23 protein-coding genes and 2 pseudogenes are annotated in these 22,611 nt (G+C 34.7%); 3 read left to right on the top strand and 22 right to left on the bottom strand.

Annotated elements, in window-relative coordinates:
* Positions 1–3: 3 nt before the first annotated feature.
* Entirely contained in the window at positions 4–1,140 is a 1,137-nt protein-coding gene (locus JFU54_RS23010; RefSeq protein ID WP_201066541.1) for an NAD(P)H-dependent flavin oxidoreductase, read from the bottom strand.
* Positions 1,141–1,213: 73 nt separating this feature from the next.
* On the opposite strand from JFU54_RS23010, the gene JFU54_RS23005 reads away from it, so the two are divergent.
* Complete coding sequence (locus JFU54_RS23005) at positions 1,214–2,134, top strand: S66 peptidase family protein (RefSeq protein ID WP_002193257.1); 921 nt, start codon at positions 1,214–1,216, stop codon at positions 2,132–2,134.
* 27 nt (positions 2,135–2,161) lie between these two features.
* Here the strand turns inward: JFU54_RS23005 and JFU54_RS23000 are convergent, their stop codons facing one another.
* The 3 genes from JFU54_RS23000 to JFU54_RS22990 form a co-directional block, all read right to left on the bottom strand.
* Positions 2,162–2,560 carry an SseB family protein gene (locus tag JFU54_RS23000; RefSeq protein ID WP_002011614.1) on the bottom strand — a complete coding sequence of 133 codons (399 nt, stop codon included), beginning with the start codon at positions 2,558–2,560 and terminating at the stop codon, positions 2,162–2,164.
* A gap of 87 nt (positions 2,561–2,647) precedes the next feature.
* Entirely contained in the window at positions 2,648–3,202 is a 555-nt protein-coding gene (locus tag JFU54_RS22995; protein ID WP_016101497.1) for a cysteine hydrolase family protein, read from the bottom strand.
* A gap of 13 nt (positions 3,203–3,215) precedes the next feature.
* Complete coding sequence (locus tag JFU54_RS22990; protein WP_201066539.1) at positions 3,216–3,629, bottom strand: carboxymuconolactone decarboxylase family protein; 414 nt, start codon at positions 3,627–3,629, stop codon at positions 3,216–3,218.
* 123 nt (positions 3,630–3,752) lie between these two features.
* Here JFU54_RS22990 and JFU54_RS22985 point away from each other — a divergent pair, with 123 nt between their 5' ends.
* Together JFU54_RS22985 and JFU54_RS22980 are read left to right on the top strand one after the other, a co-directional pair.
* Positions 3,753–4,205 (top strand): Lrp/AsnC family transcriptional regulator, encoded by a 453-nt coding sequence (locus JFU54_RS22985; RefSeq protein ID WP_002011610.1) that lies wholly within the window; start codon positions 3,753–3,755, stop codon positions 4,203–4,205.
* 100 nt (positions 4,206–4,305) lie between these two features.
* Positions 4,306–4,488, top strand: coding sequence for a DUF3913 family protein (locus JFU54_RS22980; protein WP_000707108.1), 183 nt, complete (start codon positions 4,306–4,308; stop codon positions 4,486–4,488).
* Positions 4,489–4,517: 29 nt separating this feature from the next.
* Here JFU54_RS22980 and JFU54_RS22975 read toward each other — a convergent pair whose 3' ends face one another.
* The 18 genes and pseudogenes from JFU54_RS22975 to JFU54_RS22895 all read right to left on the bottom strand — a co-directional run bounded on the left by JFU54_RS22975 (position 4,518) and on the right by JFU54_RS22895 (position 22,472).
* A complete protein-coding gene (locus JFU54_RS22975; RefSeq protein WP_201066537.1) occupies positions 4,518–5,531 on the bottom strand; it encodes a CPBP family intramembrane glutamic endopeptidase in 1,014 nt (337 codons plus the stop codon).
* Positions 5,532–5,844: 313 nt separating this feature from the next.
* Complete coding sequence (locus JFU54_RS22970; RefSeq protein ID WP_002064410.1) at positions 5,845–6,621, bottom strand: ABC transporter permease; 777 nt, start codon at positions 6,619–6,621, stop codon at positions 5,845–5,847.
* Positions 6,621–7,523: an ABC transporter ATP-binding protein gene (locus JFU54_RS22965; RefSeq protein WP_201066535.1), complete on the bottom strand. Its 903-nt coding sequence runs from the start codon at positions 7,521–7,523 to the stop codon at positions 6,621–6,623. The genes JFU54_RS22970 and JFU54_RS22965 overlap by 1 nt, the downstream gene beginning before the upstream one ends.
* Before the next feature lie 14 nt (positions 7,524–7,537).
* A complete protein-coding gene (locus tag JFU54_RS22960; RefSeq protein WP_201066533.1) occupies positions 7,538–8,329 on the bottom strand; it encodes an ABC transporter permease in 792 nt (263 codons plus the stop codon).
* Positions 8,326–9,024 carry an ABC transporter ATP-binding protein gene (locus tag JFU54_RS22955; RefSeq protein ID WP_002086785.1) on the bottom strand — a complete coding sequence of 233 codons (699 nt, stop codon included), beginning with the start codon at positions 9,022–9,024 and terminating at the stop codon, positions 8,326–8,328. Before JFU54_RS22955 ends, JFU54_RS22960 begins: the two co-directional genes overlap by 4 nt.
* Positions 9,021–9,401: a GntR family transcriptional regulator gene (locus tag JFU54_RS22950; protein ID WP_002064403.1), complete on the bottom strand. Its 381-nt coding sequence runs from the start codon at positions 9,399–9,401 to the stop codon at positions 9,021–9,023. The genes JFU54_RS22955 and JFU54_RS22950 overlap by 4 nt, the downstream gene beginning before the upstream one ends.
* 194 nt (positions 9,402–9,595) lie before the next feature.
* Positions 9,596–10,969: a putrescine aminotransferase gene (locus JFU54_RS22945; protein WP_201066531.1), complete on the bottom strand. Its 1,374-nt coding sequence runs from the start codon at positions 10,967–10,969 to the stop codon at positions 9,596–9,598.
* Positions 10,970–12,463 (bottom strand): aldehyde dehydrogenase family protein, encoded by a 1,494-nt coding sequence (locus JFU54_RS22940; protein ID WP_201066529.1) that lies wholly within the window; start codon positions 12,461–12,463, stop codon positions 10,970–10,972. It abuts the gene before it with no gap.
* Between the two features lie 99 nt (positions 12,464–12,562).
* Positions 12,563–12,736 (bottom strand): hypothetical protein, encoded by a 174-nt coding sequence (locus tag JFU54_RS29490; protein ID WP_002011500.1) that lies wholly within the window; start codon positions 12,734–12,736, stop codon positions 12,563–12,565.
* A 117-nt stretch (positions 12,737–12,853) separates the two neighbouring features.
* Positions 12,854–14,983 (bottom strand): sigma 54-interacting transcriptional regulator, encoded by a 2,130-nt coding sequence (locus tag JFU54_RS22935; RefSeq protein WP_016119865.1) that lies wholly within the window; start codon positions 14,981–14,983, stop codon positions 12,854–12,856.
* A 143-nt stretch (positions 14,984–15,126) separates the two neighbouring features.
* The gene (locus tag JFU54_RS22930) at positions 15,127–15,375 is read right to left on the bottom strand and encodes a biotin/lipoyl attachment domain-containing protein (RefSeq protein ID WP_002011502.1); all 249 of its coding nucleotides are present in this window, start codon (positions 15,373–15,375) and stop codon (positions 15,127–15,129) included.
* Between the two features lie 416 nt (positions 15,376–15,791).
* Complete coding sequence (locus JFU54_RS22925) at positions 15,792–17,141, bottom strand: APC family permease (RefSeq protein ID WP_002140942.1); 1,350 nt, start codon at positions 17,139–17,141, stop codon at positions 15,792–15,794.
* Positions 17,142–17,563: 422 nt separating this feature from the next.
* A complete protein-coding gene (gene nrdF / locus JFU54_RS22920; protein WP_002011508.1) occupies positions 17,564–18,532 on the bottom strand; it encodes a class 1b ribonucleoside-diphosphate reductase subunit beta in 969 nt (322 codons plus the stop codon).
* Positions 18,533–18,626: 94 nt separating this feature from the next.
* A pseudogene (locus JFU54_RS22915) lies at positions 18,627–20,012 on the bottom strand (ribonucleoside-diphosphate reductase subunit alpha); the annotation flags it as partial.
* A gap of 401 nt (positions 20,013–20,413) precedes the next feature.
* Positions 20,414–21,112 (bottom strand): annotated as a pseudogene (locus JFU54_RS22910) (ribonucleotide reductase N-terminal alpha domain-containing protein); the annotation flags it as partial.
* Positions 21,099–21,458, bottom strand: coding sequence for a class Ib ribonucleoside-diphosphate reductase assembly flavoprotein NrdI (gene nrdI / locus JFU54_RS22905; protein WP_000959445.1), 360 nt, complete (start codon positions 21,456–21,458; stop codon positions 21,099–21,101). The pseudogene JFU54_RS22910 and the gene nrdI, both read right to left, overlap by 14 nt.
* 476 nt (positions 21,459–21,934) lie before the next feature.
* On the bottom strand, positions 21,935–22,252 hold the full coding sequence (locus tag JFU54_RS22900; RefSeq protein ID WP_002030565.1) for a hypothetical protein: 318 nt from the start codon (positions 22,250–22,252) through the stop codon (positions 21,935–21,937).
* A 25-nt stretch (positions 22,253–22,277) separates the two neighbouring features.
* Complete coding sequence (locus JFU54_RS22895; protein ID WP_002030563.1) at positions 22,278–22,472, bottom strand: hypothetical protein; 195 nt, start codon at positions 22,470–22,472, stop codon at positions 22,278–22,280.
* Positions 22,473–22,611 lie beyond the last annotated feature (139 nt).

Below are 22,611 nucleotides of genomic sequence, written 5' to 3'. Positions count from 1 at the left end.
GAATTATTCAAGTGGTCTTTTTTTATATACATCTTGTAATTGTTCAATTACGTTCTCTGCTTCTTTCATGACACGTTTCACTACGTGCTGAGCTGATTCCGTTCGTGCTAATGATGATGCTTGTCCCGCCCAAAGCGACATATACTCTTCCTTATTTTGCTTCGCTGCTTCTTGACGTATTTTTGAAGTTAATACGTTTTGCACTGGATACATCGGTAAATTTTCTTCTCTTCCTTCATGTTTCTCTATAAATTCATTACGAATACCCCGTGCATATTTCCCGGAAAACGCACGGGTTACCGTTGTACTCGTATCTGTACTATGTAAAATCGCCTCTTTATACACGTCATGCGTAATACTTTCTTCACTCGTTAAAAAGGCTGATCCCATTTGAACAGCCTCTGCCCCTAACGCAAATGCCGCAACAAGCCCTTGCCCATTCATTACACCACCCGCTGCAACAATCGGGATATGAGGTACTTCCGCTACTAATTGCGGGATTAATGCAAATGTACCAATCATCGCATCTTGTTCTTTCCCAATAAACGTTCCTCTATGCCCTCCTGCCTCGCTACCTTGCCCGACAATAATATCTACCCCTAACTTAGCAAGTGCTTTCGCTTCCGCTACATGGGTAGCTGTTCCGATAACTTTTATCCCTTCCTTTTTCAAATCATCTATTTCTTCTTTTTCTAACGTTTGAAATGCAAAACTAACGACTGGTACCTTTTCCTCTAATAATACTTGTAATTGTTCTTTATAGCTTTTTGGAAGTTTTAAAGTCTTTTCTTCCTCTATACCTAATTCTCTATTCACTCCACTAAGCAATACTTTCGCCTCGTTTACCCTCTCTTCTTCTATCTGTATCTCTTTCGTTAAAAGTAAATTAACACCGAAAGGCTTATTTGTTAGTTCCCTTATTTTATAAATCGCTTCACGGATTTGTTCTGGGCTCATATACCCTGCTCCAAGCGTACCTAATCCTCCGCTATTACTCACAGCTGCAACAAGTTCTGACGTTGTAATCGCTCCTGCCATACCTGCTTGAATGATCGGATACTTAATTTGTAATATATCTATTACTCGACTTGTAAACATCATTTTCCCTCCTACTTTCCCTATACCTTCTTTATATGACATGCTTTCCCCTTCTTTTACAAGGATTGAACTTTCGCTCAAGCGAATATATTGAAAGAGAAGGAGGCTGAGAACAATGATTTATCCAAATGCTTTGCAAAAAGGTGATACAGTAATGGTTATTGCACCGTCTGGCCCACCAACACTTGAGAATATATTAAAAGGTGTGAAAGTATTACAAGAGATGGGATTATCCGTAATAATTGGAAAGAGTGTTTATGAAAAATATGGATATTTAGCTGGAAGTGATCAAGTTCGTCTTGATGATATACATGAAGCATTTACAAATACTGAGGTCAAAGCAGTCTTTTGTGCACGAGGTGGTTACGGCAGCGCTCGTCTCCTCCCTTACATTCAATATGAAATCATTCAACGGAATCCAAAGATTTTTTGGGGATATAGCGATATTACGGCTTTACATACTGCCTTTTCACGTTATGCGGAGCTGGTTACTTTTCATGGTCCAATGATTGAAGAATTAGGAAAAGGTATAGATTCTCTCTCCTTATCTTCTTTCAATCAACTATTCCATCCGTATTCATCTATCTTATATGCATCAGAATGTATCGTACCTACCTCTCCATGTACAGTTACAGGCACATTAGTTGGAGGGAATTTAACTGTGTTAACAAGTATAATTGGCTCGCCCTATGAGATAAATACGTCAAATAAACTTTTATTGCTTGAAGATATTGGTGAAGAACCGTACCGCATTGACCGGATGTTAAATCAACTACTTTTATCTGGACAGTTTAATGAATGCAGCGGCGTTATTTTTACAAGTTGTCACGACTGCAACCCTTCTAAGCCATCTCAATCATTGCAAACAATATTATATGAATATTTCACGCCATATAATATACCTGTGTTATTCGGTTTACCGATTGGACATATAAGTCCAAATATCGGTATTCCCCTCGGAGCTACAGCAACAATAAATACAACTAACAAAACTGTTTCTATTTCTTCTGGTATAGCCACTCCATGTTCAAATTAAAAAGGAAAAGCTACTAAGCTTTTCCTTTTACTTATAATAATTAAAGATTCGTCCTGATGCTATCTCTGCAATTTCTTCTGGAATAAATGTTTTACTCATATCTGTTCCAACATTTAATACAGCTGTCGCATCTTTCTCGATGCTACCCAATAATTCTTTTCCACGTATCGTAATAAGGGGTGTACCTTCTGGCAACACATCTTTTACAAATTTCAATTGTGTAAAGAACGGAACGATCCATCTACCCTCTCCTTGGAAATGACGCAAACGAAGTGTTCCTTCCGTTGCCCCGTCTTCTGCTTCAAGTGAACCAGCAACATAAAACTCCGTTGTTAAGAGCAATTCATAAAATTCCTTTTGCTTTTGTTTATCATCTCCTGCTAAAACGAGTACTTCTTCTATTTTCTTTACCGGAATTTGCTCCATATGATGACACCCCTATTTTCAAAATGATTATACTTAGATTATACGAAATATTCTTATTTTTTTCTACATAATTCCACAATTATTTTCTTAAAATAATTTTAAAACACCTTCAGTCGTAACGATTTTGGCAAATTCATCATGTAAGTTTACAAGTGTCATATTGTGAATGTCCTCTGCACTATACTCTGTCCCGTCCAGACCTTTACGATTGAATGTAGCCGTCGCATCGCTCACTAAATACGTTGTAAGCCCTAAATTACCTGCCATCCGTGTTGTAGTCTCCACACAATGATTTGTTGTTAATCCTACAATCACTACCGTATTACAATTTTGTTCTCTTAATTGTTCTTCCAAATTTGTCCCAATGAACGCGCTATTAACGGATTTCTGGATAATTATTTCATCTGGCATCGGTTGCACTTCTTCTTTAAAGTTTACCGTTTCCACATGTTGATAAAACATCGATTGAACATTTTCTTTATTTACATGTTGAATATGAAAAACTGGTAGTTTTCTTTTTCTCCATTCTTCTAACAAACTTTTCATATTTTCTTCCGCCAAAAGGTTATTCCTCACGCCCCAGTATGGTAAGTTGAATGCTTCCTGTACATCAATGATTATAAGTGCTGCTTGATTAAGCATAATATCCTCCTAATTAATTGGGCTGTAATTGAAACAGAAAACCAAGTTGCTGCGAAGCAGTAATAAAACAAATATAGGCACAAAGCTCTACAATTTCTTTTTCAGTCCAATATTGTTTTAATATATGAAACATATTATCATCTATCGCCTTTTGGTCATGAACAAATGCATGCGCAAAAGTAACGGCTACGCTAATTTCTTCTATTTTTTGTATATCATCCGGCTTTCCCTTTGCCATACAGTACGGACATTCATTCCCAAACGCTAATGTTCTTCTTACTTGCTCCTTTAACTCTACGGAAAGGGCCCCTGTACTATACAGTGTATTCTCTAACGTACTCCACGAATTTAATATATCTGGATTATGACCTAATAATTTTTGAAAATTTGTATCTCCTACATTTGATAATGTAATTCTCTCCATCATTTCCCCTCCTATTTCCTTCTTTTTTATTGTAAAATAAATAAAGTTCACTTTACATTTCATATGAATCTTAATTTTAAATTTTGCTTTACAAAAATTATCATTTTACTGGAGGTATATTTACAAATGCAATTAGACCGTGTTGATCGAAAAATTTTAAATGAATTATATAATGATAGCCGCCTTTCGATGCGTGAATTAGCAAAACGAGTAAACTTATCGGCTCCGTCTACTACAGAACGTGTACGTAAACTTGAAAGTGAGGGGATTATTCAAAAATACACAATCGATATCAATTATAAAAAAGCCGGACTTGTTTTAGATTGTATTTTAGAAATCACTTTAAAAAATGGTGATACAACACGTATGCAACAGTTTATTCAGTCTTATCCATCTGCAAGTTTTTGTTACCGAGTAACAGGAAGCTTATGCTACATTGTAAAAATCTCTGTTCCTTCACTCGTTGAACTTGAAGAATTTATCAATGATGTTTCTTCATATGCAACGACAGTTTCTCATATCGTATTATCAGAAGTAGCTCTTACTCCGGACATTGAACATATATTCCCAGAAGATTAATTCATCTTTATTCACAAAAAGAGTAAAAACCCCTTACATTAAGAATAAAAATGATATATCATGTATTAAAATACATAAAGTTCGAGAAAGGGGCTTTACATTGAAAATCTGGTTTTATGAAAAAACGGCACAATTAGATGACTTGCTTGGTATTTGGGACAATGTTCCGACCATCCCTCGAATTGGTGAAAAAGTTGAACTTCTAAAAACCGTTCGGATCGTTACAGATATTAAATATGTAAAGAACGGTAATAATTTTCGTGTAGAGATTATTACAAATTAAAAAGTAGCTCTTTAGGAGCTACTTTTTAATTATCTATTATGCGCTTTCTTTATAACAATTTTATCTTCTTCTACAGAAACTGTTACATAATCATTTTCTTCTAACCGAAGCTTATTTACAGCTTCATCAGGTAGTTCTACAGCCATCAATCTATCTGTTACTATCACTTGGCTATATATTTCATTTTCTTCTGATGTATTCACTACTTTTTCTTCATTTATGAAACGAATCGGTGGCACACCAACTTCTTTTACTGTACGCCATTGGTTCCAAGTAAAAGGAATGAACCATAATAAACCGATAATCACAAGACCAATGCCGATCCATAAATTACTTTGTGCTTGTAATTCCGTAATCGAGATTGCGTCACTTCCATCTCCAGCTACAAATTGCATACTCGTTGCAATCAAATTATTTAGAGCATGCACAGCAATATTCGTCCATATATTTTTTGTCTTTATGTATAGAAGGCACATAATAACACCGAACATGAAAGCACCGATAACATCAAAATGTCCTAGTCCAAAAATAAGAGAGGATATAATAACCGCTCGTTTAATCCCCCATTTGTACGCCATTCGCTGCAAGAAAAAACCTCTAAAAATAACCTCTTCCATTATTGGGGCTAATACACATGCTGAAATGAAAGTAAATATCGTCATGTATATGTTACTCGTATTAATTACATTTCCATCTTCTAACATGGTAACTAAGAAATTAGGTAAAGTATGTGCTAAAATATAAAATTGAATTTGGGATATACCGACTGCAAAAATCATTCCCATGATCGTTGCTAATACAATTAACCCCCAATGTAAACGTCCAGGCTTATCAAAAAAGCTTTTAAAAACAACATTATTTTTACTTGTTTTTAAATATAGCCACAATAGTGGAAATGCAAAAAATATTGATATTTGTGACAGTAACTCTATCGTATTGTCAGAAGCACCTGATAACCTTAATGGAATCATCGTCAGGAACATCCCTATAATCATCCATCCAAAAAAACTACGTAGCCTTATACGTGAAAATGCATGTTGCATATGGAACACCTCCAGAGATGATATAAAGTGAAACTTTATTCAGTATTTTATGGGTAGCCCTTCTCCACAAATGGCCGGATAACTAAATTATAATATGAATATAGTTGAAAATCTTCCTATTTTTCTCACTTTATTCCGAATAATATACGTATTAAATTATATAATAACGATCCTATTTGATATACCATATCAATGTTCTTCAACTTAGTTACAATTATGTTCCTAAGTAAATATGTATCTGCCACACTTAAAAGCTACATAAATCAAAAAAGCTGGTTAATAAAAATCCCCGTTAACACGGGGATTTTTTCGATTATAATACGTCACGTTTTTGGAATAATACACTTGATGCTACAAGTAATACAGCAAAGTATGCAACTACAAGTAATAATGAAGTTGTAAACGTAAATTCTGTAAATGGTGGTTCTACTCCGCCACTTACTAATTTATTGCTGTCGTACACACTTAAATTTAAATGCGAGAATACAACAAACTTTGCAACACCTTTAGCAAACATCATAAGCACCATTGTAATTGCACTTTGTAAGAAGAATAAGAACAACGAAATAATTAATGGTAATACAGAATTTCTAAATACATTAGCTAAGCAAAATGAAAGAGTTGCAAAGAAGAACGGTGAAAGTACTTGATATAAAATGGACTTCATTACGATTCCTAACGTTACTCCTGTTTTACTACCATCCATTACAATCCCGCCAATAATCATTGAGATTAACGTGCTAGCAAATATGATAAATAATATAGTAAGTAACACTGTAATATATTTAGAGAACAAAACTGTAATTCGTTTTCTCGGACGGATTAATAACTGCTTAATTGTACCTTTTTGGAACTCATCAGTAATTGTACGAGACGCAATCGTAATTCCAAAAATTGTTGCAAATAAGGTAATTAAACCAATCTCTGAACTTACAAAATCTAAATATGATCCTTTAAACTCATTTCCTCCTCCCCATTTCAGCATCGCTAAAACTCCCAAAATCTCCAATGCTGCAATTACACCTATTAAAATGTACATACCTTTTTTCGCATGTAACTTTAAAAATTCATTTTGAATTAATTTAAACATTACGCTTTCACTCCCCCTGTAATCGCTAAGAACTCATCCTCTAACGTTTTATTTTGAACAGTAACACCGTATACGAGTACATCAGCATTCACTAACTGTTTTACAATTTGCGGAATCTCTTCTTTCATTACAGATGCCACCACTACATTTCCTTGTACTTTACCTTTAATAATTTCGTTCGCTTTTTGAACTTGATCTACTTCAAATGCAACTACAACTGTTTCATCATGCTTCGCTTGTTCATGTAAGTTATACTCTTGTACAAACTCACCTTGCTTTATAATAACTACACGATCACACATTAATTCAATTTCACTTAATAAATGACTTGATACAATGACTGCAATATTTTCTTCTTTCGCTAATCGTTGTAAATAATCACGAATTTGGCGAATACCAGCTGGATCTAATCCATTTGTCGGTTCATCTAAAATTAAGATTTTCGGCTGATGAAGTAACGCCTGCGCAATTCCTAAACGCTGTTTCATACCAAGTGAGTATGTTTTCACCTTTTTATGAATCGCATGCTCTAATTCAACAAGCTTTACAATTTCAGCGATGCGCTCTTTACTAATTGGGGTAATCGCCATGTTCGCAAAATGCTTTAAATTTTGCATTCCAGTCATATAATCATATAGCTCGGGATTTTCTACAATCGCTCCAATTTGCTCTAGCGCCTTTTCACGCTCTGTGCGAATACTATGACCACAAATTGTAATATCGCCTTCTGTCATAGAAATAAGACCTGTCATCATACGAATTGTCGTCGTCTTACCGCTACCGTTCGGTCCAAGGAATCCGTATACCTCTCCTTCACGAACCTCAAATGATAAGCCCCGAATAATTTCTGTTCTACCGATTTTTTTTCGGACATTTTCTAATTTCACTACTACATTTCCCAATGATGATTCCTCCTTTAAACTTCTAGTTTTTTGTCGATGATGCGACCTGTAACTACTAATAATATAATTGTTAATAAACAGTTAAAACATAGATTTAAAACTGTAATATCTGCACCAGAATAAAATGATGTATTTAAAAAGCCGTTTTGATCTATAAATCCAATATTATTTATGGCAAACACATACTTTTCTATTTGCTGAAAGATATACGTTATTCCCCCATTAAATGCGATAAAAACAACGAATAAGATTACGCAAACAATCTTACTCATCGATGATTTCACATTGAATAGCTTCGTAATTACTATAATTAAATAAATAGAAACTAGCATATTAACAAAATCTAGTCCCCATAAGAAAATAGATAACATATGATGTAATATTCCATAATCATATAAACTGTGGATTGCTTGCTGAACACCTAAATCTGTTTTTCCATTATAAATATTTAAAGAAAAATAGTATAGAAAAATGATTCCTATTCCTAGCAAAATCATAAAGAGTAGTACACAAAATAAAACATTTGCACATATATACTTTTGTGCTGAAATAGAAGTACAACGTAGCATAGAGTTTTTTAGCATTTTTCGAAAAGACGATATACCTGTTAGAAGAATTGCGAATCCATTTATACCTAGTACGATAAAAAATATAATAATGATTATATCTTGCCTACCTGAAATTCTAGCTCCTGAAACTCCTTTCATATTAAATAAAAGAATTAATGAAACTGTAATAAATCCGAAGTAAATAATGGCTATTTTTCTCTTATTACAATTATACAGATAAAGAAAAAGCTGATTCATTTCTCATAGGCCTCCTTAAACAGCTCATGTACTGCTTTCCCCTTTTGAAATCGTAGTTCTTCCACATTTTCATGCAATATTATTTCTCCATCTTTCAAAAAGATTACTTCATCAAATATATTTTCGATTTCTCTTATTAAATGAGTTGATATAAGCAGCGTACAATCTTCACGATAAAATTTAAGGATTAGCTCAAGTACATGCTCCCTAGAAACGAGATCAATCCCGCCAAGCGGTTCATCCAGTACGTATAACTTCGCTTTTCGAGAAAATGTTAAAATAATTTGTAGCTTCTCAATCATCCCTTTTGACAATGCTTTAATTTTTTCTTCTAACGGTATTTTGAATTCTACAATCGTATCTACTGCTTTTTGAATATCGAAGTCTTTATAAAAATCTCTATAGAAAAATAAAGCATCTTTTACAGTCATCCAATCATCAAATACTGGCTTATCGGACATAAATGAAACGATTTTTTTCGTCTCTAATCCTACCTTTTTACCATCTATTGTAATACTACCTTCAGAAGGGTGCTGCAAGCCTGCAATCATTTTCAATAACGTCGTTTTCCCGCTCCCGTTATCTCCAACAAGCCCAACGATTTTCCCTTCTGTAATCTCTATGTTTAATTCCCGGATTACTGCTTTCAATCCGTATCGCTTCCATAGATTTTCTATTTTTAATAGCTCTGTCATTCGTTCTCCTCCCTTTTCTTATTTAATGAAGAACTAAGAATTGAAAGAATTTCTTCTTCTGAAAAACCTAAATTGTCCATTCCATTTATAAAAGAATGAAGCAATTCTTTCGCCATATCTTTTCGCAGCTCCATAATTTTCTCCCCTTCATTCGTTACATATCGCCCCATTCCTCTACGTGTTACAACAACTCCATCCCGTTCTAGTTCTTGAAATGTGCGTTGAATCGTATTTGGATTTACTTGTAATTCACTCGCTAATTCACGTACGGAGGGAATTTTATCGCCAGGCAATAAATGACCCGTTACAATTTCTTTCTTTGTGTATTCCATTACCTGAATGTAAATTGGTGTATTTGGAGAAAACTCGATTTTCATTTCTCCACTCCTGTCTTAGTGTGTTAGTTAAATAGTACACTAAGACAAATTATATGTAAATACTCAACAGCAAAAAATGTAATAAAAAGGCAGTGTAACTTTTCGTTACACTGCCTTCCTGTAATAAAATACAGGTAAATCTATTCTAATTATAGTTTCAATCGTTTGAATTCACATATAACCTTATGCGAAATTTATTTTACTTTTACTTGAGCTAGCACAGATTTAAACGTATTAATAACTGTATCTACTTCTTCATAACTAATTGTAAGGGATGGTTCAATACGAATTGTTTTTGAGTTAATTAATGTTCCCGCAACAAGAATACCTTGATCAAACATCGCCTTTGACACTTCATAACCAATCTCGTCTTTATGGAATTCAATCCCAATCATTAAACCTTGACCACGAATTTCAAAGATTTTATCTTCGTGTCCTTCTGCTGCTTGTTTCAATCCATTTAAGAAATACTCCCCAACTTCCATAGCTCGTTCCGGTAATTTCTCTTCCAATAATACATGGATTGTTGCAATTGCAGCAGCACATGCAAGTGGATTTCCTCCAAATGTTGTTGTGTGCATAAATGGATTTTCAAACCAACTTTTGAATACTGTTTCTTTCGCAACAATAGCTCCCGCTGGCATTACACCTCCACCAAACGCCTTCGCAAGACAAATAATATCCGGCACGACATCATATAATTCTGCAGCAAACATTTTTCCTGTACGTCCCATTCCAGTTTGTACTTCATCAAAGATAAGGAGTGATCCAAACTCATCACAAAGCTCTCGTACTTGTTTCAAATAATTTTCTGGAGGTAAAATAATACCGCCCTCTCCTTGAATTGGTTCTAAAATAACTGCTGCAACATCTTCTCCCACTAATGCACATGTCTCAAATGTTTTTCTCATCATATCAATATCGCCAAACGGAACATGACGGAAACCCGGAATTAATGGTAAAAATGGCTTACGGAACATTCCTTTTGCCGTCCCAGATAAAGCACCAAGGCTCTTACCATGGAAAGCACGCGTTGTAGCAATGAAAGTTGTTCGTTCACTATACATTTTTGCTAGTTTTAATGCTGCCTCTACGCTTTCTGTTCCACTATTTGTGAAGAAGGCATATTTCAAATCACCAGGTGTAATATCCGCTAAAATCTTTGCAAGCATTGCTCGAAGTGGATCTAGTAAATCCTGACTGTGCAATGCTTGACGCTTTAATTGATCCGTTACAGCTTTTACCACTTTCGGATTACGGTGACCAACATTATAAATTCCAAATCCACCTAAACAGTCAATATACTTTTTACCATTAATATCCATGAAGCAAGATCCTTCATCTGACCATTCTACTGCTGCAAATTGTCCATCTTTTGTTACTGTTTTTCTATAAGCAAGAAAACCAGGGTTTACATGCTCTCTAAATCCATCTACTGTTTCTTTTTGAATCCAGTTTGCCTCTTCTTCAGTAATCTTTTCTTTTTCAATTAACTGTAGTACTTTCGTAATATACTCATTTACATTTGATTCTTTCTCATTCAATTTATTTTTCACGTTCGTTTCCATCTAATTCACCTCTACATTTTTTTTATTTGCAAACCAACCAATAGGTTCTACTTCTAGATTTATATTAATCTGCTTAATCTCTTGAAATTCTTCTAAACCAAACGTTCCTAGACTACGACCTATACCACTTTGCTTATATCCGCCCCAAGGTGCCTCATTGTATGTTGGATGATAACTATTAATCCACGTAATTCCTGCGCGAAGTTTGCGAATCACACGCATTGCTTTTGCACCATCGACTGTAAATACTCCTCCAGCCAAACCATAGTCTGTACCGTTTGCCAACTCAATTGCTTCCTGTTCGTCTTTAAACTTTTGAATTACTACAACAGGACCGAAGATTTCTTCCTGGACAATGCGCATATCAGGTTTTACATTGACAAAGACTGTTGGTTCAATAAAGAAACCATCACCTTTTCCATCCTCCATTATTCGTCTACCTCCGCAAGCAACGTTTGCACCTTCGTCTTTCCCAATTTCAATATAGCGTAATACTTTTTCCATATGTTCTTGACTTACAAGTGGCCCCATTTCTGATTCTGGATTATCACCAGGTCCAACGTTAATTTGCTGTGCTCGCTCTACAAAACTATTAACAAATTTATCATAAATATTTTCTTCGACAAGGATTCTTGATCCCGCTGAACATACTTGTCCGCTACCTGCATAAATACCGAATAGAGCATAATCAATAGCGGTCTCAAAATCTGCATCTGCAAAAATAATATTTGGAGATTTCCCTCCAAGTTCTAACGAAATCTTTTTCATATTATCTGCCGCTGTTCTCATAATGTGCTTACCTGTTTTTGTTCCACCTGTAAAGGAAATCATGTCCACTTTATTACTCGCTGCAATTTCATTTCCTACTATTGGACCGGCCCCCATTACCATATTGGCAACACCTTTTGGTAGCCCTACTTTTTCAAGGATTTCGAATAGTTTTGTTGCAGTGATTGGTGTCACTTCAGAAGGTTTAAACACAATTGTATTTCCAGCTGCTAAAGCAGGTGCAATTTTCCATACACTCATCAATAGCGGATAATTCCATGGAACAATTAATCCACAAACACCGACTGGCTCTCTTACAACCATCGCTTGCATCGGATCGGCTACATGATATGTTTGACCATCTGGCTTTGTAATCAATCCGGCATAATAGCGAAAACAAGCCGCTGCATCTCCAATATCTCCTTCTGCCTCACGGTACGTTTTTCCATTATCCATTGTTTCAAGGTATACTAATTCTTCCATATTTTTATCAATTTCATCTGCTATTTTAAATAAATATGATGCCCTTTCAGCAGCCGATGTCTCTGACCAAATTCCGCTATCAAAAGCCGTTCTTGCCACTTCTATCGCGTATTTTGCATCCTCAATCGTCCCCTCAGGTGCATATGCTATACCCTTGCCATTCGCAGGGTTAATAATCGTTCTTTTTTCTTGATCACTAGAGTCTCTCCATTCACCGTTTACATACATTTTTAAATCTAGCACTATATTGAATCCTCCTTTATCGATCGTTTATATATTTATAAGCAATTTCCATGCCAATATTTAAAATTCAAAAGAATCATACATAAAGTGAAACTTTAATTAGCCCTCACCAATCGGGCGTTTACGAACAGCAGGGCTTCCACCTAACTTCTTTGCTCCACCTGAATTTTGAGGTGGGAGTTTTACTGCCCACAAATATCGGGATAAACTGACTATTTTCTTAAAAACAACAAACATTTTATGCATTTCCGCATACACTATTCCATTTTGCATAAAGTGAAACTTTAATCATTTCCGCTACCGCCTTCACCACTCGGGACTTGAATCCCAGAGAATATGTACATGCTGAGCGCACACAAAAAGGAGAAGTCTATGTGACCTTCTCCTTTTTTAGGAATATGAGATGATATCAGCCGCTATCTCTTTTTCACTAACAATCTTTTGATATTTACGACTCACTGAAGATTGGCTGATTCCAAGAGCTTTTGCAGCCTTAGTCGTTGTTTTATACTGCTTCATTGCAAGCAAAATCAATTGTTCTTCTACAGAATGTAGTGCTTCTTGTAATGGTAATACTCTTGTAATAACTGGTTTTGATTTATTAAAGTCATAACCGGGTGTTAAAAACTTACTAACAAACTCCGCTTCAATTACTGGATCGTCTGCTGATACTACTAAACGTTCAATCATATTTTGTAATTCACGGACATTTCCTGGCCATGAATAGAACTCTAGTAAATTAAGTGCATCTGGAGTTAAATGATAATTTTTATTATATTTTTCATTTAACTGTTGTAAGAAATGAAAGGCAAGTACCGGAACATCTTCCATTCGCTCTCGTAAAGAAGGAACTCGCAGTGGAATTACATTGAGGCGATAAAATAAATCTTCACGGAATGTTCCAGATTCGACCATCTTTTCAAGGCTCTTATTTGTAGCAGCAATAATTTGTACATTTATTTTCATAGGTGTTGTACTTCCAATAGGAATTACTTCTTGTTCCTGCAGGACTCTAAGCAATTTTACTTGCAAATGTAAAGGCATTTCTCCAATTTCATCTAAAAATAAAATACCTTGATCAGCTCGCTTAAAATATCCTTCTTTTCCATTTTTATCGGCTCCTGTAAAAGCACCTTTCGTATAACCAAATAGTTCACTTTCTAGCAAAGTTTCTGGAATTGCACCACAATTTAATTTTAAAAATGGCTTTGAAGATCGGTTTCCAAGTTGATGAATTGCCTGAGCAATTACTTCTTTTCCGACGCCAGATTCTCCAGAAATAAGAACATTGGAAGAAAAATCTGCTATTTTTTTAGCTTGGTTAATAATTTGCTCCATTTTCGGACTACAGTAAATAAGCTTCTTAAGAAAACGATCTTTATTTTTAAAGTCATCTAACTCCTTCTTATATTGCTCTGATATCTTCTTTATTTCATGTAATTCCGTCTTCAATCTCGTTGCTTCGGTAATATCCCTGGAGGCAATAATAATACGATGAAGCTCTCCGTTTTCATTAAATACAGGGTTTCCAACTGCTAATATTTTTCTTCCGCTTTTTGTTTCTTGTACAACTGATACCTTTTTTTGTTTTTCCAACACTAATCGCGTAACCGATGGACTAAATAATCCTTTCTTTTCTAGGTCTAAAAGATTTTTTCCTAACAAGTCCTTCAAATTACTCCCCCAAAAATCATTGATAACAGTTTCACTATAACGAATTAATTCCCCTTTATGATTAACAACTAATATTTCATCATAAATGCTAGACAAAATTGCATGTAAATCTTTATTTAAATCCTTTATATATTCAATTTCCATCGCCATGTCCTCGACCATCGGCAAATCTTGCACAATAATAACCATTCCTTCAATACTTTGATCAAAGTTTGGAATCGGACTATAGTCAACTAATACACCCATCTCATTTGTGATTTGTAATTGATTCAAGATCGTTTTTCCCTTTGTAAATACGTTATTAATGTGTTCTCCATTAAAAATCAGTTCTGCTGGTACATTCATAACTTTTTCAGGAGTCGATTTAATCATCTTCAAACCAGATTCATTACAATTTACAATTTTCTTTTCTCGATCTACTACAAAAATCCCCATTGGAATAGACGTTAAAATAATTTTCAATATATCAACACTCTGATTTTCTTGTTTAAATAGTTCTGCAAAAACATCCTCTCTTCTTATATATCCTGTTAGCTCATCCACTTCATTTTTTACTATGGCAATCGGCGCTCCAATAATTTGAAAAAGAGCTGTTAAAGAAATATCTTTACTAAGATGACATATTGTATCTAGTGAAACAGCATTTGAAAGTAATAGCTTAGAAGTTAATTCCTTACTATTTGATAGCAGATCCTTCACATGAACGTATGCAAATAATTTCTCTCCTCTTTTTAAAAATAGAAACGATTCTTTTATATTTTTAACATCTATATTCCATTCCTTTTCAGATTGATCGATAGGTAGAGAAACTATGGGTCTAATTTTTGTATGAGCGATGGAAAACATTCTGCTATTCCTCCTTTGAACTATTTAATTTGTATTGTATCATTAAATGCAGATTTTTTTAATTAATCTGAAAATAAAACATTTCTTTCTTTATTTAATAAAAAAGGAAGATGAGTGCCTCCATCTTCCTCATAGTTCTATCATTAATCACTACCACTAACGAAAAGATCTTCTTGAATATAAGCTAATACCATACCTGGAATTACTTTATCTCCCGCTTCTACTTCTAAAGATTGAACTTCTCCACTACATCCCATCTTAATTACTTCCAGTTTACCATTCATATCTTTAATAGCGAATAATGGCTCCCATTCATAAATTCGAGAATCCTTATCGATAGACACTTTTTCAATTATTCCATAACACGGACTCGTAATAATATCATAATACATAATCAATCATCCCTTTCTTTTATTCTATTAATATTGTTCTTCTAACCTTTGTGACTGAAAACACCCCGCTTTTATATTTTTACTAATTGTACAAAGCAATAATTGTGCCAAATGAAAATACTATATTGATCATCATTTATCAGCCATACTCCCTAGACTTGCCTCTCTTCCTTATGAACCGTTGAATGAATTATGCAATACTGCATGGTTGCCCAATCTTCAAAGAAAAAAACATCGGATCCATTCCCGATGTCTTTTTCTTTTTTATCCCGCTATTTGTGGGCAGTAAAACTCCCACCTCAAAATTCGGCTGGAGCAAAGAAGTTAGGTGGGAGCCGCGCTGCCCGTAAACGCCCGATTGGTGAGGGCTAATAATCGGAGGGGGATGAACACCCCCCACTGATTATAGTTTCACTTTATATTTCCTGTGCTTCTTCAAAATGCATTTGCGGAGGAGCTGAACGGAACATATTTGTAACATATAGAAGGTACCCAATTCCAATAGCAGCCCAGCAAAGTCCCAAAATAAGTGAATGGATATTGAGATTAAACCATAGTACGGCTACAGTAGCAGCACCCAAAATAGGCATAACTAAGTAATTTAAGAAATCTTTTATCGTCTTATATCTTTTTTGCTTGATTATATAGTAAGAAATTACAGACAAATTAACAAATGTAAATGCAATAAGCGCTCCAAAGTTAATAAGAGATGCCGCTGTTTCTAAATCAATGAATATAGCGAAGAGCGAAATAATTCCTACAAAAATAATATTATATACTGGGGTTCTCCAGCGAGGATGGATGTATCCGAATATTTTCTTCGGAATTACATTATCTCGCCCCATTACGTATAATAACCTGGATACACTTGTATGAGAAGCTAAACCGGACGCAAGTGTCCCCATAAGGGTTCCTACTAAAAAGAAAGCTTGAAATAATTTCCCGCCAACATATAGCGCAATTTCTGGGGATGCTGACTCTTGATTTTTAAATACAGATGTATCTGGAAACATAGATTGTGTAAAATACGTTGTAGTAATGAATAAAACTCCGCCGATTAAAGCAGTAAGAAAAATAGCTCGAGGAATTGTTTTTTTGGCGTTTGGTGTCTCTTCTGAAAATGTAGTTACTGCATCAAAACCTAAAAATGAGAAACAAAGAATTGTTGCACCTGCAACTAACGGTGATATTTGTATATCTGATTGAAAAAACGGCTGAATGGAAAAAACTTCTCCTGTTCCCTCTCCCGCTAATAAGCCTTTTATAACTAGAAAAACAAATACGGCCATTACTAACACTTGAAATATTACTAAGAACGTATTGAAATTAGCAGTAACATTTACGCTAATCATATTTATTAATGTAACCAGGAGAACAAAGCCAATGACCCATACCCAACTAGGAACACTTGGGAAAAATGCTGACATATAAATTCTCGTTAATAGTGCGTTCACCATTGGTAGAAACAAATAATCCAATAACGCGGACCATCCAACAAGAAACCCAAGCCTTGCACTAATTGTCTTCTGTGTATACGTATAAGCAGATCCTGCGGTAGGAAAAGCCTTTACCATTTTGCCGTAGCTTGCAGCGGTAAACAACATCCCCGCTAATGCAATAAGATAAGCTCCTGGAACATGACCACCCGTTTTTTCAGAAACGATTCCAAATGTATCAAACCCAACCATCGGTGTCATATACCCGACCCCTAGCATAACAATTGACCAAAGCCCTAATGAACGTTTTAAACCAACTACTTTCCCCACCTATCATTCCTCCTACGTTCTCTATCTAATTTCCATTTAAAAATCGACAATCAAAAGGAAGCGTTTTCAAATAACTATATATCACACCGAGTATTACCTCCCTTTTTGTTACTTTTTAAATATTCATGCAATTTTCAAGCCAAAATTTCTAGCATTTGAAAATTCAATACTAGAAAGAACGTATAGGTGGAGTTGGTCCTCATTTCTTCTCATTTTTTATTCATTTTGACATAAGTTATTCAATCTCTCATACGACTAAATATGAAAAATACAACTTTAATCCTTGTTTTTTCATTCCCACTTCCTCAAAAATTGGGCTTTTACAAGATTAAAATATTTCCATGAAATAATAACATTATGTAAACTATTCATAGCAAAAAAGCTGTCTTTTCTATAAAGACAGCTTTTTCTATAACACTATATTAAAAATTGAATACGAAGTCATCGTCTGCTAACTTTTCAACATTCGTTGCTTTTACGTAACCATTTCCTTTTACAGAGAAAAAGTCATGGTTTTTCGTATCTGTACGTAAACCATTTAAAACGATTGGGTTAATTTCTTCTTCCTCAAACTTCGGCTCAAGTCCTAAGTTCATAAGTCCTTTATTCGCATTGTAACGAACGAAACGATTTACATCCTCTACAAGACCGATAGAAGTGTAAATTTCTTCTGTATATGCCAATTCAATTTCATACAGTTCCATTAATAACTCTTGCGTTTCCGTTTGTACTTCTTGTTGCTCTTCTGCAGAAAGTTCTGTGAAGATTTGTTGTGCTAAAATACCAACGAATACGCCGTGAATTGACTCGTCACGAATTATTAAGTTAATAATCTCACCACTTGCCGTCAATTTACCTTGACCCGCTAAGTAAAGTGGATAGAAGAATCCACTATAGAATAAGTAACTTTCTAAGAACACACTTGCTACCATTGCCATGTATAACTCTTTTTTCGTTACTTCAGGCTTTAATAAGCGACGATAGTAACTAGTAACAATACCAGCTTTTTTCTCAAGTAATGGATGGTTATCTACCCATTCAAAAATATCATCAATTTCTTCTTCAGTAGCTAACGTTGTGAAAATATGGCTGTAACTCTTCGCATGTACTTCTTCCATAGCGCCCATGAAAGCTAATACACTTTTCGCTTGTAAATTTTCAAGATGAACAAGTACAAGTGGCATCCCTTCGCCACCTTGTTTCGTATCTAAAAGTGTTAAACCACCTAATACACGCTTATAAGCAATTTGCTCTTCTTTTGATAATTGTGCCCAAGTATTTTTGTCAGAAGACACTGCGATTTCTTCTTCTGTCCAAAACTGAGCGATGTTTTGCTTCCAAAACATTAAACTAAAATCATCTTCTTTTTTGTTCCAGTTTACCGCACGCATTAAATCGCCCCTTCTCTAAATAAACATAAAAAATTGATAACTAAGCATGAGCAGGGTTCAGAAAAACCCTGCTCATAATGTCTCACTTTTTATATTAAACGGTACAAGCCACGCACTCTTCCACGCTTAATTTACGTGTTCTCGTATAATAAAGACTCTTCAAGCCTTTTTTATGTGCATAAATGTAGTAACGTGCTAACTCACGTGTTGAAATATCACTATTAACATAAAGAATTGTACTAATTCCTTGGTCAATATGTTCTTGAACTTCTGCGATTAAATCAATTAATTTAAACTGATTCATATCATAAGAAGATTTATAGTACCAGAACGTATCTTTTGATAAATACGGCATTGGATAATATGTTGTCGCATTCGCATACGTTCTTGATTCAATTTGACTTACGATTGGCATTACGCTTGAAGTTGCATTTTGAACGTAACTGATCGATTGTGTCGGAGCGATTGCAAGACGATATGAGTTGTATAAACCATTCTTCTGTACTTGCTCTTTTAAACTTGTCCAATCTTCTTTTGTTGGAATATGAATTCCTTCAAATAATTGCTGAATTTTTTCAGTTACTGGGCTGTAATCTGTCGTTTCATACTTTTCAAAGTATGTGCCGTTTGCATAATCAGACTTATCGAAGTCTTTAAATGTTTCGCCTTTTTCTTTAGCGATCTCCATACTTTTCTCAATCGAGTAGTAATTTAACATCATAAAGAATGTACGAGCGAATTCTTTCGCTTCAGCACTTTCATAAGCGATTTTATTTTTTGCTAAATATCCATGTAAGTTCATTGCTCCAAGTCCAACTGAATGAAGCTCATCATTTGCTTTTTTCACAGTTGGGGCATTCGGAATGATCGTCATATCAGAAACAGCTGTTAAAGCTTCCATTCCCGCATGAACTGCTTCACGAATTTCTTTATTTTCCATTACGTTTACGATATTTAACGATCCTAAGTTACAGTTAATATCACGGCGGATAATGTCTTCTGTACCGTAATCATTTATTTCAGAAGTTTCTTGTAGCTGGAAGATTTCTGTACATAAGTTCGACATCTTCACAGTTCCAATATCCTTCAGTGGATGCTGGTTATTTGCATTTGATTTAAACATTAAGTATGGGTAACCAGACTCAAGCTGAATCATAGCAATTTTAATAAGCATATCACGCGCACTAATATCTAATGGCTTCTTCTTCACTTTCGGATTGCTCATTAATTCATCGTACATTTCGTCGATATCTATATCATCTAAATGTTTTCCGTACTCTTTAAATATTGTATAAGGCGCGAAAACATGGAAAGGTTCGTTTTTCTCAGCAAGCTCAAAGAACTTACTTGGAACGATAATTCCGATTGATAGAGACTGAATACGGCTCTTCTCATCGGCATTTATTTTTTTGGTATCAAGGAATTCAATAATATCCCAATGGAAAATGTTTAAGTATACTGCACCTGCACCTTTTCGTTGCATATTGTTACTCCATATCGTCAAAACGTATGGGGGATAGTCATTTCTGCTATCCTCTCTATATCGCTATAGAGTTCAGACCATATCTTCTTCTCGCCAAATTCTTCATTTAACCATTTATCATATGTTTGATGCACATGAATATGGCATAAACTATAATAAATGTATACACCCTTTGAATTTGGTTGTTTTGAGAAGCCAGGTTCGAGCTACTTAGTCACCTACATAGCCACTTGGTCGTTGAACCTTCTCCTTATCTAATAAATTTAGGAGCTCGGCTGCTGATTTCCTGCAATCTTGGATTTTCAGGGTTCGCTACGTAATTTCTTCGTAGTATCCTACCTTGATATACTCAGGCGTTCCAGCAATTGACCTGGTTTTATAGTTGAGCCATAAAGTTAACCCAACTGATTCGCATACGAAAACGAATCTTCAAGTAATTTCATAACAGGTACTACACCACTTGCGGCGTTATCAATACCTTTAATTTGCTCACCACGTGCACGTAGCTTAGATAAGTTTAAAGCTACTCCACCACCGATTTTCGATAATTGCATTGCAGTATTAATGTTAAAGCCGATTGAATTTAAGCTATCATCCATCTCTAACAAGAAACAAGACACCATTTCTCCTCTTCTGCTTCGTCCCGCATTTAAAAAGGTTGGTGTCGCTGGTTGGTAGTTTTGTTTTACAATCATGCTTGCGAAGTGTTTTGCCTTCGCAACATCACCGCGTCCTAAGTATAATGACACAATTGCTACACGATCTTCATAGCTTTCTAAGTATTGTTTTTGATCATTCGTTTTTAACGCATAATCTTTATAGAACTTAGATGCTGCCATATAAGATTGGAACTCGAAGTTTTCACCATAAGCGATGTTATAAACTCCTTCTACTTCCTCCAAGCTATACTCGTCCAGAACGTTGTAATAGTAATCATGTTCTTTCATATACTCCATTCGCTCTGCCACGCTATTAAAATGAACGGTATTCTCTCTAGCTTCTTCCATAAAGACTTCTAATGCCTCTTTATCTTTATGAAGCTGATAAAAACCGTCCTGCATTTGCGTGATTTCATTATTCAGTTCAATGTGTCGCAATCTCCCGCACCCTTTCTTTAAAATATTCTACATCATTATTTGTTCCAGATAACTCAAATTTTGATACAATAGGCACTTCATATTTAGTAGAGATTTTGTCAGCACTTGCACCAAACATGTCTCCCCAATTACGATTGCCACTTGCAGATACGCCTTTTAATTTTTCATTATTGCGTTCTAAAAAGTCTAAAACACGTTCCGGTACATTTCCAAAACCTGTTGTATACGTAATAAGAATAAAGTCTTCATCTAATACTAGAGCTTCATCAATTTGAACGGCCGGCATATTTAATTTGTGAATGAAACGCTTCACGTTTCCTGTCATAGAATCATATGCAACTAACATTTCCGACCCTCCCTCTCCAATCTATATTCTCTGTATGTCGTTTCTTGATTTCTCTATATATTGTATTACGTTTCAAAATAAGACACAAGATATATGTATAAATTCTTTCTTTTTTTAAATTTTACTTTTCGACATGACCGTCGATTTTTTTCAATACAAAGACTATGAAACAACATTCTAAAACTCATGTCAATAAAGTGCTTTTCAAAAAAGTTGTCAACGAATTTAACCTTATTTTTAAAAAAGTTACCAATATTTTTTGTCATAAAACAGTAAATGCTGGAGTAATATATTTCTCCAGCATCACGCAAAAAGAACAGATATTAAACGATAATCTGTTCTAACAAACGATTACATTTATCAATTTTACTTTATTAAATATTATACATATTCTTTCGTTCCTCGTTACATACTAAAAGATAACTATTATAGAAAAAGATTATTATTATGGAACTTCAATTTATTTATGAAAAAAATTATTCAGGGTGCTCAATACGCAAAATATCTCTTACAAATATATGATGTGGATTCTCATCTTTATCGAGCATTGTACATATAGGAGCTTCTTCATCAAAGTATACGATCATTCCTTCTACGTACTGATATGTATGTTGAACTTGTACCGTTACTTTAATTTCTACTGCTTGTTCATACGCCCTTTTTATTTTCTGAAGCATTTTTGCTGAACATTTTCGTTTCTCTGGATACATAACCATTCCCATAAACCTATTCCCAGCTCTATCTTTCCACATATAATCCCAATGTGGCAATATGCCTTGTTTAAAATCCCCCATAATTCTCCTCTCCTTTATCTTCTATTTATGAACGTGGTGTTTCTGAATATGTATAAATTACCTGTCCACCGCGCTGTGCGTTCCCGATAATATGTTTAAAATCTTCTCGATTCACAACAACTTCTCTGAACGTATAAAATACATCTTTCTTCGCAACATACTCCTTTATTTCATCATTTTTCAGCTGATCCAAAATTGTATTTGCTAATTGTTTATCCATGTATTTCACCTCTCTGCAATATTTTATTCTATCGCATCTTCTATAGGTCCACAACGGTAAAATTATCCCGTTACTATTATGTAATTCACTTTCATTATTTTTATATCTATATCACTTTATTATATTCGCACTAAATATC

This window comes from Bacillus sp. TH19 (genome assembly GCF_016651075.1).
In the GTDB taxonomy this organism is placed as follows: Bacteria; Bacillota; Bacilli; order Bacillales; family Bacillaceae_G; genus Bacillus_A; species Bacillus_A mycoides.
Note: the sequence above shows the minus strand (reverse complement) of the source record. Positions and strands in the feature narration are given on the sequence as shown.